This is a genomic window from Pauljensenia sp. UMB1177, from assembly GCF_030217965.1.
In the GTDB taxonomy this organism is placed as follows: Bacteria; Actinomycetota; Actinomycetes; order Actinomycetales; family Actinomycetaceae; genus Pauljensenia; species Pauljensenia turicensis_A.
In genome coordinates this window covers 16220-27990 of record NZ_JASOOV010000003.1, presented here as the reverse complement: position 1 = coordinate 27990, position 11771 = coordinate 16220, and the positions used below count along the sequence as shown (strand labels likewise).

The 11771-nt window shown below is 56.4% G+C and carries 12 protein-coding genes; 9 read left to right on the top strand and 3 right to left on the bottom strand.

Going from position 1 to position 11771, the window contains the following annotated elements; all coding sequences use genetic code 11:
- The first annotated feature begins 62 nt into the window (after positions 1 to 62).
- Both QP442_RS04860 and QP442_RS04855 read left to right on the top strand, forming a co-directional pair.
- Complete coding sequence (locus QP442_RS04860; protein ID WP_006681579.1) at positions 63 to 596, top strand: DUF5998 family protein; 534 nt, start codon at positions 63 to 65, stop codon at positions 594 to 596.
- A 5-nt stretch (positions 597 to 601) separates the two neighbouring features.
- Positions 602 to 1741 (top strand): alkaline phosphatase family protein, encoded by a 1140-nt coding sequence (locus QP442_RS04855; protein ID WP_006681578.1) that lies wholly within the window; start codon positions 602 to 604, stop codon positions 1739 to 1741.
- Between the two features lie 71 nt (positions 1742 to 1812).
- Here QP442_RS04855 and sepH read toward each other — a convergent pair whose 3' ends face one another.
- A complete protein-coding gene (gene sepH, locus QP442_RS04850; protein ID WP_006681577.1) occupies positions 1813 to 2967 on the bottom strand; it encodes a septation protein SepH in 1155 nt (384 codons plus the stop codon).
- 173 nt (positions 2968 to 3140) lie between these two features.
- Here sepH and QP442_RS04845 point away from each other — a divergent pair, with 173 nt between their 5' ends.
- From QP442_RS04845 to QP442_RS04830, 4 genes are all read left to right on the top strand, one after another.
- Positions 3141 to 3443, top strand: a complete 303-nt coding sequence (locus tag QP442_RS04845; protein ID WP_006681576.1) for a DUF4193 domain-containing protein — start codon at positions 3141 to 3143, stop codon at positions 3441 to 3443.
- A 9-nt stretch (positions 3444 to 3452) separates the two neighbouring features.
- Positions 3453 to 4094: a DUF3710 domain-containing protein gene (locus QP442_RS04840; RefSeq protein WP_006681575.1), complete on the top strand. Its 642-nt coding sequence runs from the start codon at positions 3453 to 3455 to the stop codon at positions 4092 to 4094.
- 79 nt (positions 4095 to 4173) lie between these two features.
- The gene (locus QP442_RS04835) at positions 4174 to 4482 is read left to right on the top strand and encodes a DNA-binding protein (RefSeq protein WP_243440792.1); all 309 of its coding nucleotides are present in this window, start codon (positions 4174 to 4176) and stop codon (positions 4480 to 4482) included.
- The gene (locus QP442_RS04830; protein ID WP_103633614.1) at positions 4479 to 5183 is read left to right on the top strand and encodes a DUF3159 domain-containing protein; all 705 of its coding nucleotides are present in this window, start codon (positions 4479 to 4481) and stop codon (positions 5181 to 5183) included. The genes QP442_RS04835 and QP442_RS04830 overlap by 4 nt, the downstream gene beginning before the upstream one ends.
- Positions 5184 to 5213: 30 nt before the next feature.
- Here the strand turns inward: QP442_RS04830 and QP442_RS04825 are convergent, their stop codons facing one another.
- Both QP442_RS04825 and QP442_RS04820 read right to left on the bottom strand, forming a co-directional pair.
- Complete coding sequence (locus QP442_RS04825) at positions 5214 to 5918, bottom strand: potassium channel family protein (protein ID WP_103633615.1); 705 nt, start codon at positions 5916 to 5918, stop codon at positions 5214 to 5216.
- A 5-nt stretch (positions 5919 to 5923) separates the two neighbouring features.
- Positions 5924 to 6574, bottom strand: a complete 651-nt coding sequence (locus tag QP442_RS04820) for a potassium channel family protein (protein ID WP_006681571.1) — start codon at positions 6572 to 6574, stop codon at positions 5924 to 5926.
- A gap of 199 nt (positions 6575 to 6773) precedes the next feature.
- Between QP442_RS04820 and QP442_RS04815 the strand changes: the two genes are divergently transcribed.
- The 3 genes from QP442_RS04815 (at position 6774) to QP442_RS04805 (ending at position 11711) form a co-directional block, all read left to right on the top strand.
- Complete coding sequence (locus QP442_RS04815) at positions 6774 to 8774, top strand: amino acid permease (RefSeq protein WP_442953371.1); 2001 nt, start codon at positions 6774 to 6776, stop codon at positions 8772 to 8774.
- A gap of 69 nt (positions 8775 to 8843) precedes the next feature.
- A complete protein-coding gene (locus QP442_RS04810) occupies positions 8844 to 10154 on the top strand; it encodes a class I SAM-dependent RNA methyltransferase (protein ID WP_103633617.1) in 1311 nt (436 codons plus the stop codon).
- A gap of 330 nt (positions 10155 to 10484) precedes the next feature.
- On the top strand, positions 10485 to 11711 hold the full coding sequence (locus tag QP442_RS04805; protein WP_006681566.1) for an MFS transporter: 1227 nt from the start codon (positions 10485 to 10487) through the stop codon (positions 11709 to 11711).
- Positions 11712 to 11771: the final 60 nt, after the last annotated feature.

Sequence of the window (11771 nt, the reverse complement as noted above, 5' to 3'; positions counted from 1 at the left end):
GATTATCACGGGCGAAAGAACCTCTGTTCGACTCCCACGCCGAACGCGGGCACAATTAGAGGGTGAACACATGGGATCGAATCAATCGAACGGGCTTTTTCCCCCAGCTTGTTACCGCATCTTTGAAGCGCGCGTTGGGTGGTCAGACGCCACGCGCCACTCTTTGCCAGGTGGATGCTGCTTTTGATCAGGGGTCGGTTTTCCGCCACCTGTCATTGGCGACTCTGACTGACAGTGTGCTGATTCATATGCATGTTGATGAACTCGAAGATGGCGGAGCCTCCGTTGGCACGGGGATCTTCCCTCTTTCGCGTTTGGGGACGGTGTCGTCGATTGAGGTCTATCGTGAGGCGATGACATCGATGTTTCCTGCGGAGCTGACCATCTCGGTTGATCTGGGGGCAATGCGTCGTAGCGAAGTTGAGCCCGCTCAATGTGGCGATCCCTCGTGCACAGCGGAACACGGTTACACGGTCGCATCTTTCCCCGATGATTTGAATTTCCGTATCAGCGTCGACGCTGATGGCGTGGATGCAATGACTGAAGCCAGGCAGTTCGTGGATCTGCTTTCATCTGCTACTCGAGATCACCACTGATCGCCATGGCCACTTCACCCGTTTCGGTTCCCGCATGGGCAGATGTGCCTTCGCAGGCTGACCCGTGTTTGGCTGATGTTTTTGGTGCCGCTTTGGCATGTGCCGGTCTGCCTCTGGGGAACGAGGCCGCTCGGGCTCGTTTGTCGCTTGACCGTGAAGAAGGGCAGCTCCTGATCATCTTGGTCGATGGCTTGGGCTATGTTCCCTTGATGTCTCACCTTGGGCACGCGTCGACCTTGCGGTCGGTGCGCGATGACATTGTGAACCTTCACACGATCGCGCCGTCGACGACAGCCGCTGCGATTACCTCTTTTGGAACGGGGGAAAAGCCTGGGAAGACGCGGATGGTGGGCTATGCGGTTGCCCGGGGGGATTCGGTGATGAATCTTCTGGCGTTTGAGAATGGTCCAGATCCTCTGGCATGGCAAGAATGTCCGACTTACTTTGAGCGCCTCAGCCAGCAGGGGGTGAAGTCCGCAGTTATTTCTCCGCCGACGTTCGCTGGTTCGGGCTTGACGAAGGCTGCCTTAAGGGGCGCGCGCCACGTGGCTGGCAAAACCTGGGATGAGCGTGCCAGTGCGGCTCTGCGAGAGCTCAAGAAAGGCACGCAGGTCGTCTACCTCTACTGGTCAGAAATCGACCATACGGGCCATGGGCATGCAGTGAGCTCTTGGGAATGGTCCGATGCTCTTGAAGCCTTCGACGCCGGATTGGGGCGCCTGCTTCGTAGCCTGCCCCGCAACGTGCGTACGGTACTGACTGCTGACCACGGCATGATCGATATTGACCATGGTGCGTTGATTGATCTTGCGGATCGTCCAGATCTTGCCGACGGTGTACGGATCCTTGCCGGAGAAACACGCGCTGTTCACATTCATACCGAAGCTGGCCGTGAATCCGAAGTGATTGACCGTTGGAAGCATGAACTGAACGACGTCGCGTGGGTACTCGGTTGCGATGAATCTGCGAGCCTCTTGGGTGAAGGCCCAGGTAATCGCGAAATTGGCGCGGGTATCGCGTTCTTTAATGGACGCGCAGGCCTCGTTGATTCCAGATCACAAAAGCCGGAAATGATCGCGATGCCTGGAGTCCACGGTTCCCTGACCGAAGCTGAAATGCGAATTCCGCTGATCCGGCTTTCCTGAACCCGAGCCGTCAGCAAAAAAACGAAAAACTCACGAGCATCATGTGTCGTGGGTTTCTCGTTTGAAAACGACTACTTCGACTTTGAACCGAAGACGATCTCGTCCCAACTGGGAACAGAACGACGACGAGACTTCGACTTCTTCGCGCTAGCTGGCGCTGAAGAATGAGGCTCTTCAACAAGGTTTTCAAGACCTGGCAACGACTGGTCATCGTAATCAGCATCCGAATCGGTGGACGCTTTTTTCGCGGGCGCAGTCTTCTTTGCAGAAGGAACCTTCGTGTCCTGGGTCTTCGAGTTGGGAGCTTCCTTGTCCTTTGGTGAAGAAGTAGACGCGCTCGGGATCGGCGTCGATGCGGACAGTGCATCGAGAACAGGGAACTCGGAGTTCTGCGAAGGGACCTCTTCCTCTTCCTTCGTGCGAGCATGTGCCAAGGAATAGATGCGAGCCGAAATTGAAGAATCGGTCAGCGTGGCCTGTTCGAACTCTTCGGGGTCAAAATCCTCGTCATCAAGGTCATACTCGATGTCCTGAGGCTTTCCGCGGCTCGCATTCAACTGATCAATGATCGCTTCACGTGCGCGAACTTCTTCGAGGTCTGCAGGATCCAACGCATCGGGTGCGTTCGGCTGCAGGGGAGTGAAGATTGAAGCCGCAGGAGTCGACGACTGGGTTTCAGTCAGCCACTGGGCTTCCTGATCAATAGCTTCAAGAGGACCGGTCTTCGGCAACAGCCAATTGGCGGCGTGTTCTGACGCCGACTGGATGAACGTCAAGCAAATCTGCCAGGGGCCAGCACCTTCGCGACTTGCATTCCATTCCAAAGTTGACGGATCAACACCGCGTGCGGCCAATCGATCAATGACAAGCTCACCCATCTTCGGGCCGTCCGCTACCGAGCCAATACGCATATTCTGCGCGCGCTGGAGTGCGTATTCTTTTTCAGCCTGGATGGGGCTTTCGAAGGAACGCACCATCTCGATATCGCATGCGTGGGATGTGGCGATTTCTTCGGGAGTAGCGCCGGCACGGAGCAGGCTCTGAATCTCGCGGGGAGAGATCTGCTGACGCGCTGGGCTGGGTGCTGGCTCGAGGTGCATACGATGACGACGGATTGATCCGCGAAGCTCGTCAGTAATAGAGACTTGGTAGCGTTCCCCGTTTGGATCGGTAAAGACCAGCGTTTCGCCGTCTGCGCCGATACCGAGCAAATCGAGCTCGATCATGAGCACCTCCTACAGTTCATCAGCGAAATGTTCTCAAACTGTAGGCACTAATCGTGATTGAACGCGCCGCAAAGTCCTAAGTGGTGGCATTCGTCTCTTAACAGTGTTATATTCCCTCCGCCGATACAGTTCATGATCAGATCATGAAATAACCCGCCCGAAGGACGAAACTCATGGCTACCGATTACGACGCACCTCGTAAGAATGACGATGATGTTGCCGAAGATTCAATCGAGGAACTGAAGTCGCGTCGAGGTGACGCTGGTTCCGCTGAAATCGAAGAAGACGAGACCGAAGCAGCTGAGAACTTTGAGCTCCCCGGTGCTGACCTGTCGAAGGAAGAACTGACCGTTCACGTTATTCCCCGTCAGGATGACGAATTCACCTGCTCGTCCTGCTTCCTCGTCCACCACGCTTCTCAGCTCGCCTACGTTGACGACGCTGGGCTGCCGGTGTGCACCGAGTGCGCGGGCTGAGGCGCTATCTTGTTTTTCTCTCGAAAGAAAAAGGCTGAAGCAACCGATATTCCCGAGCTTGGAACGCAGGTAGCACCTGAAGAAACCGTTGACCCGATTGATTTGCCGGGCCCTCGCTCGGTTGGCGAGTGCGATACGTCCAACGGCTACATCGATATGGGCTCCTTGCTTCTTCCATCCGTCCCCGGTGCCCAGTTGCGTACCCAGGTCGGCGATGACGGTCACTCCGTTCTCAAGGTTTTAATCGTTATCGGAGACTCCGGTCTGCAGATTTCTGTTGCTGCAGCACCTCGAAGCGGTGGCGTGTGGGATGAAATCCGCGAAGAGATCCGTGCCGGATTGCTGAAGGATTCTGCAACAGTCATTGATCGCGATACGCGTTACGGGACTGAGCTCCAAGCTGATATTCCAGTCTCCCTTCCGGATGGCCGGCAGGGGACCTCGCGGATGAGGATCATCGGACGTGAAGGCGACCGTTGGTTTGCGCGCATTGACATTCTTGGCCCTGCGGCTCTGAGCAATGAGGCAGGCAAAAACTTCGAGTCGATCATTGACCGAATCGTTGTCGTTCGCGACGATCAGCCACGCGCTCGCCTTGGGTTGCTTCCTCTTCACCTTCCGAACGAAGAAGTCGAGATTCCTCGTGTCTAAACACAGTTCGCGTGCGTCAGGCTTCTGGAGCGCACTCGCGCAACATTTCTCGACGGACAGTCGTCAAAAAGACGAGGCTCTGGATGAGGAACAGAGGCGAGCGCGCCGTGGAACCACTCCAATTCGTGACGTTCACAATCGTCAACACGTCACGCTTTTTGGCACGCTCATGTCAATGACCTACCCGCCTGAAGGATCACATTTCATGCTGGTTGGAACCCTGTATGACGGGACGGCCTCCATTGAACTGAGATGGCCGGGACGCGTGTCAATTCCGGGGCTGAAAGTCGGCGAACACATTGAGGTTGAAGGCACAGCAGGAATGCAAGGAGACGTGCTGACAATCATCAATCCGCTCTACCGCATCATCGCTTCGGAGAACATGTGAGCGCCTTAGATGAACACGATGAATCCACTGGCGTGACCGAGTCTGGTCCGACCTGGACGCGTCAACTCAACGAAGAATCGTTTTCTTTTACCCAGGCGGTCGGAGGCTGGCGCGGACTCACTGAATCCGTAGTGCCAGCCCTTCTCTTCGTTGTCGTTTTCATCATTTTCCACTCGGTCGTCGGCGCATCGGTCGTCGCGGGTGTCGTTGCGCTACTCGCCGTTGGCATCCGTCTTGTTCAGCGTCAGCCACTGACACAATCGCTTTCAGGCGTCATCGGTGTAGGAATCGGCGTGGTCTGGGCTCTTGCTTCGGGCAGGGGAGAAAACTTCTACACGTGGGGCCTGATCACCTCGGCAGCTTTCCTTGTTGGCTTCCTTGCGTCGATCGTCGTAAGAAAGCCACTTGTCTCCCGGGGCGCTGGGATGTTCTGGGAACTGGAAGCTGACTGGTATCGCAAAGAAGAGTGGGCCGGCCTTAAGCGTCGAGGCCTTCTTCTTACGTGGCTTTGGACAGGGCTCTTCGCACTACGTCTTGGCATTGAGCTTCCCCTATGGCTTGCTCACATGGTTGGCCCATTAGGTATCGCGAAGCTTGTCCTAGGACTGCCACTCTTTGCCCTCGTCACATGGCTCACCTGGATGGGTTTAAAACCGTTCTCTCCAACAAAGGCGGATGAGCATTCAGCCCAGGCCTCGTAGCGACGAATCGCGAATCGGGTGAAGGCGGAATTATTCTTCCGACTCGGCTTCCTCTTCGTCGGCCGCTGGCGGAACTTCCACCAACGCTTGGAGAGTCGACAGAGCATTCTTCTCCGTATCGGAAATCAACAGCAACAACTCGTCACCGGACTCAAAAAGATCATCATCCGATGGCGTGAGTGGGCGACCATCACGGAGCAACGACGTCAATACGGTGCGCGGAGGCAGATCCGTGTCAGAAATGCGTTTGCCAACGATCGGGGAGCCCTCGGGCAAAACGATCGCGTACATCGATACTTCAGCAGAGTTGAACGAGAACAAACGAACCGGAATACCCTCGGACACGGCTTCTTCCACGAGAGCCGTCATAATGCGTGGGGTCGACACCGAAACATCAACGCCCCACGAGCCATTGAACAGCCACTCATTGTGAGGATTGTTCAGACGAGCAACCACTCGCGGCACCGCGAACTCGGTCTTCGCTAGCAAAGAAATAACCAGATTAGCCTTGTCATCGCCCGTCGCGGCAACCATCACGTCAGCTTCCGCAAGACCTGCTTCACGCAAAGCGTCGGGAGAACAGGCGTCAGCGAGAACCCAGTCCGCGTCAGCAACCGATGCAACGCGTAACTTATCGGGCTGCTTATCGATCAGAGTGCACTCGTGACCGTGTTCGAGAAGTTCAAGGGCGACGGAGCGACCAACCGAGCCTGCGCCTGCGATAACGATCTTCATGCGTATCAGTCCTCAAAGTTCGGGGTGGCCGTCAGAATAGAACGCAAGCGCGTCGACTCTGCTCCACCGATCGCAAAGTACAGCTGGTCGTGTTCTTGCACCACGAAGTCTTGGCGCGCTGGAACGATAGTCCCCAAACGGGATACGAAGGCAATACGCTCGCCGGTAAGTTCTTCAACTGTCGGGAAAGAAACGCCGTACCACGATGTCTCGGGCGTCGCCGTAACCAAGGAAACCTCGCCCGTGGGGTGCGTCCATGTGACCGCCGCATCCGGGGGAAGCATACGGCGCAGAACTGATTCTGCCGTGCGCTTCACGGTCGCAACCGTTGGGATGCCGAGACGCTCGTACACGTAGGCGCGTTCAGGATCATAAATTCGTGCGACAACGTGTGGCACGTGGAAGGTCTCTTGGGCGATACGCGTCGAAATAATGTTCGAGTTATCACCGCTGGAGACAGCTGCGAACGCATAGGCGTCTTTAATGTCAGCTTTCTTCAGGGCCTCGCGATCCATACCCAAGCCGGTGACGCGCTTGCCGGAAAAATCTGACGGCAGACGCGAGAAAGCTTTCGGATCAACGTCGATGACTGCAACTGAATGCCCATCAGCATCCAAAGCGGTGGCGAGGAAAGAACCAACGCGACCGCATCCCATAATGACGAAATGCACGCTCCTAAACTACCCGCATCAGCGTGCTTTCGTCACGTCTGAAGGGCTGGCCTAGAGCACATGTTCTCGGTATCACTTAAAGAGTTGCCCCAAGGAGTGCTGTTTTGACGCTAATAGGGCTACGCTTTAGCCCGTGCTGTATAACGTTTTCGCCAGAGCAAAACGTGTTCTGATCGGTCGTCCGATGCGTTCGGACGCGATGGGACACCAGCTTCTGCCTAAGCGCATTGCGCTACCGATCTTCGCCTCAGACGCGCTGTCGTCGGTCGCCTATGCCCCCGATGAAATCCTGCTGACCTTAGCGTTAGCGGGCGGTTTGGCTGCCATGCAGTCGATTTGGGTTGGTGTCGTCGTCGCTGCGGTTCTTGCAGTTGTCGTGTTGTCATACCGCCAGACCGTGCATGCTTACCCGTCGGGTGGCGGTGACTACGAGGTTGTCACAACGAACCTTGGTCGCACGTGGGGTCTGGTTGTCGCATCAGCTCTGCTGGTCGACTACATCCTGACGGTCGCCGTATCGATTTCGTCGGGTGCTGCCTACATCACGACTGCTTTGCCGTCGCTTGCGGGGCACGAGGTCCTGATCGCAGTTCTGCTTGTCATCATCTTGTCCCTGTTGAACCTGCGTGGCACGAAAGAAGCAGGTGGCGCATTTGCGATCCCGACATACATTTACATGGGTGCGATCGCGCTGATGGTGATCGTCGGCTTTGTGCAGATGGCGACAGGACACCTGGGGAGCGCACCGACAGCGCAATACGAACTGGTTGCTTCCGATCAATTCTCCTCTGGTCTGGCGGGCCTTGCGGGAGCGTTCCTGCTGATGCGCGCGTTCTCTTCCGGTTGCGCCGCTTTGACGGGCGTTGAAGCAATCTCGAACGGCGTGCCCATGTTTAAGCGTCCCAAGTCGAAGAATGCTGCTTCGACGCTTGCACTGCTCGGCTTGATTGCCGCAACAATGATGCTGTCGATCCTGATCTTGGCGCGTGCAACCGGTGTGAAGATTGTCGATGACGCCGTCGAACAGCTGACACTTAACGGCCAGCCCGTGGGTGAAGAGACGGTTGTGTCTCCCGCAATTGGTCAGATTGCTTCGGCTGTTTTCGGCCATGGATCAATCCTGTTCCTCTTGGTGACGACCGTGACCGGTTTGATTCTGGTTTTGGCAGCAAACACTGCGTTTAACGGTTTCCCGACTCTTGCGTCGGTTCTCTCCCGTGATTCCTTCCTTCCGCGACAGCTCTACAAGCGTGGCGATCGCCTTTCATACTCGAACGGCATCGTTGTTCTGGCTCTTGCAGCGATCATCTTGATCGTTGGATTCAAAGCCCAGACGACGCGCCTGATCCAGCTGTACGTGCTCGGTGTGTTTATCTCCTTCACACTTTCGCAGCTGGGCATGATTCGTCACTGGAACCGCGCTCTGCGTATGCGCCAGACCGGCTCAGAACGAGGCGCCGTATTGCGCTCGCGTGCGGTGAACATCATCGGTTTTATGATGACCGGCTTGGTTCTGCTGATCGTTTTGGCCACGAAGTTCACGCACGGTGCGTGGATTACGCTGATCATGATTGCGGTCGTCTTCTGCGTCCAACTCGGCATTCAGCATCACTACACGCAGATTCGCTCTCAGCTGCGTGTCGACGATTGGTCGGCGAAGCGTGCGCTTCCGACCCGCGTTCGTGCCCTGGTACTGGTCTCTAACCTTTCTCGCCCGTCTATGCGAGCTATTGCTGCGGCCCGCGCCTCGCAACCCTCCGCTCTGGAACTGGTGAGCGTCGTTGCCGACGATGACGAGGAAGCCCACATCCGCAAGGAATGGAAAGAATCTGGTCTACCGATCCCGTTGACCCTCCTGTCGAGCCCGTACCGCGACCTCAACCAGGTTGTGTTGCAGTACGTGCGCGGGCGTCGCCGTCGCGCTCCGGAGGAAATGCTGGTCGTGTATATGCCCCAGTTCCTTGTTCGTCATTGGTGGGAAAATGCAATGCATAATCAGACTGCATTGCGTCTTCGTCGTGCCCTCCTGTCCGTTCCCGGTGTAGTGATTACGACCGTGCCGTGGAAGCTAGGCGAAGATGACGAAGTGGAAGGTCGTCAGTTGATTAACGACCCCTTCAAGTCCGATGAGCACCATTCGAGTGCCCACGAAAATAGGCGACCGCCTTCGTTGACGACGAAATAGAATCGTTTCTTCACATCCAACTCGCTCCCGTGAGGCTTTATCGCCATCGGGGATTATCAAAGGCTTCATATGAACAAGCGCCGTTATCATCACCGCACTGCCACTCCACGCAACGAAGAGATTATTGAGTTGCGTGTTGGCGAGCCGGCTCACGGTGGCGCGTGTGTTGCCCGCGACGTTTCCGGGCGCGTGGTGTTTGTCCGTCACACATTGCCCGGCGAAAAGGTGAAGGCACGCGTGACGGCGGTGCAGAAGAACCTTGCGTGGGCTGACGCTGTAGAGATTCTTGAGGCATCTGCCGATCGTGTGCCGTCCGTGTGGCCACAGGCTGGCCCTGGTGGCGTCGGCGGTGGCGAGCTCGCTCATGTGGCGCCCGCGGCTCAGCGCGCGTGGAAAGAGACGGTTCTGCGTGGTCAGCTTCGTCGCGTTGGTGGCGAGGCTCTGTCTGCCCGCGTTGAAAATCTTGGCGGTGTTACAGTGCGTCCAGCTCCTGGGGACGAGGCCGACCAGACTTTATTGCACCGTCGAACGCGCATTGAGGTCGTCATTGATCGCGCTGGCTTGGCCGGTATGCACACCTATCGTGGCAAAGATGTCATTGCTCTAGATTCGATGCCATTGGCTTCAGAATCGATTGAACGATTGGGCCTGTGGGGTGCGAATTCGCAATGGGCTCCTTTCTTCAAGCCTGCTGATCGTGTGCGCGTTGTCGCGCCTGACGGTGGCTCTCCGGTCGTCGTGACTCCTCGCGGAACATTCAACTCACTGGGTGAAAAGCTCACGGAAACGCGATTGCCTTGGCATGTCACGGTGAACGGTGAGCAACTGGAGTACCGCGTTCGTGTTGGGGGCTTCTGGCAGACGCATGTCATGGGCGCTGAAGTTCTTGCAAACGCAGTCATGGGTGTTGCTTGTCTGTCTGAAGGCGACCGGGTGATGGAGCTGTATTCGGGTGCTGGCCTGTTCAGTGTTCCGATGGCAAAGGCTGTTGGTGCACGCGGTCGCATTGTCACCTTGGAAGGTTCTCAGGGCGCGGTCGAGGACGCAGGCGAGAACTGTGCGCCCTTTGACTGGGTTGAACCCTATGTTGGGAATGTCGACACTGAAGGTGTCCGTGAACTTGCAGCGGAGCTAGAAGGACGCCCGGACGTCATTGTTCTTGATCCTCCGCGCGCGGGTGCAGGTCGTGAGGTGACTGAGGCTATTGCTCAGTGTGGTGCATCGAAGATTGTCCTGGTTTCATGTGATCCTGCTGCCGGTGCCCGTGACATGTGCTTGCTTACCGAAGCGGGGTATGAATTGGCCAGCCTCCATGCGTGGGATTTATTTCCGCATACGCATCACCTGGAGACAGTTGCTTTGCTTCAACGCGTGAATTGACTTTGTCGGTTCTTCCCCCAGATTGATCTTCGTATCGTACGCGCTGGCATCGTTTCGTTGATCCTCGTCGCGGTTTGGCCTTGTCTCTTCTGGTAGCTGAATCGGCCACTTCGCGTTTTGGCGCTACTGTAGCGGTGCGGGAATGGGGAAGAAGTAGCCGTGAAAGTGTGGAGCAGATGGAACTCATTATTAGAGCTCGTTGAATGAAGAGTCATCTTCTGCGTGTCGCTGACGAACCCCATCTTTTTTGAACTGCGACCAGTCACTCGCCGAGGCGTCGGAAGCATACACTAGAGCTTCACGCGCCTGTCAAACGATATATGGAGCTTCATGCAACTCTTGCTTGCAGTCATTTACGTCGCCTTCATCAGCTTGGGTCTGCCAGACTCGCTGTTAGGTGCGGCGTGGCCGTCGATCTATCCGCAGATTGATGTCCCTGTTTCGTACGCAGGCATCATTTCGATGCTGATTGCAGCGGGCACCATCGTCTCCTCCCTGAACTCCGATCGCCTGACCCTGCGTTTTGGCACCGGCAAGGTGACAGCAACGAGCGTCGCGATGACCGCTGTTGCCCTTCTCGGCTTCTCCTTCTCAACGTCATTCCTTGAGCTTTGTCTTTGGGCGATTCCTTACGGTTTGGGCGCGGGTAGCGTTGACGCATCGCTGAACAACTTCGTCGCTCTTCATTACAAGTCGCGACATATGAGCTGGTTGCACTGCATGTGGGGCGTAGGCGCCAGCCTTGGCCCGTACATCATGGGGTACGCGCTCACCGGGCATGTTGGTTGGGCTGGTGGCTATCGAATCATTGGCCTGATGCAAATCGGGTTGGCGACGTTGCTCTTTATCAGTCTTCCCCTATGGAAGAAAACACCTGTCAATACCGGTGTGAGTGACGCCAACTCCGCGCCCACACATCAGGCGGATGCTGATGATCGTCAAGCGCGGCCTCGTACCCCTTTGACCCTGGCGCAGATTCTTCGCATCCGTGGTGCAAAAGCAGTTATGCTCACATTCTTCTGCTACTGCGCGATCGAAGCTACAGCTGGACTCTGGGCTGCCAGCTACCTGAACCTTCACCGTGGAGTATCTGCTGAAGACGCCGCTTCGTACGCAGCGGCATTCTTCGTTGGTCTTACGGTGGGGCGGGCACTCAGTGGTTTCCTGACCATTCGATTCAGCGACGATCAGATGATTATTGGTGGTGAAGCCTTGATTGTCATCGGTATCGCCACCACGGTGATCCCAGGCCATAACATCATCGCGTTGATGGGGCTTGTGGTGATTGGCTTGGGGTGTGCTCCGGTGTATCCGAGCATCATCCACGCAACACCTGCGCGCTTCGGAGCGGACAAATCGCAGGCGATTATCGGCGTCCAGATGGCAACCGCCTATGCGGGCACCCTCGCCATGCCACCGTTTTTTGGGTTGATTGCGAACCATTTTTCTGTCGCGTTATTCCCTTACTACCTCATGCTTTTGCTGTTCGCGATGGCCGCTAGCCACCGCCTGCTATTGTGGATCAGCGCTACGCATGCGGACGAGGATACTGCCTAGCGCGATCCTCATCTGGGCGAGTCATCGTTTCGTTTCTACGAGCGCATGGGCTATGCGCTC

Excerpts from the sequence above, each read along its gene's own strand:
- QP442_RS04855 (WP_006681578.1), top strand. The coding sequence starts at position 602 with ATGGCCACTTCACCCGTTTCGGTTCCCGCATGGGCAGATGTGCCTTCG.
- sepH (WP_006681577.1), bottom strand. The coding sequence starts at position 2,967 with ATGATCGAGCTCGATTTGCTCGGTATCGGCGCAGACGGCGAAACGCTG.
- QP442_RS04845 (WP_006681576.1), top strand. The coding sequence starts at position 3,141 with ATGGCTACCGATTACGACGCACCTCGTAAGAATGACGATGATGTTGCC.
- QP442_RS04825 (WP_103633615.1), bottom strand. The coding sequence starts at position 5,918 with ATGAAGATCGTTATCGCAGGCGCAGGCTCGGTTGGTCGCTCCGTCGCC.
- QP442_RS04820 (WP_006681571.1), bottom strand. The coding sequence starts at position 6,574 with ATGGGATGCGGTCGCGTTGGTTCTTTCCTCGCCACCGCTTTGGATGCT.
- QP442_RS04815 (WP_442953371.1), top strand. The coding sequence starts at position 6,774 with ATGCGTTCGGACGCGATGGGACACCAGCTTCTGCCTAAGCGCATTGCG.
- QP442_RS04810 (WP_103633617.1), top strand. The coding sequence starts at position 8,844 with ATGAACAAGCGCCGTTATCATCACCGCACTGCCACTCCACGCAACGAA.
- QP442_RS04805 (WP_006681566.1), top strand. The coding sequence starts at position 10,485 with ATGCAACTCTTGCTTGCAGTCATTTACGTCGCCTTCATCAGCTTGGGT.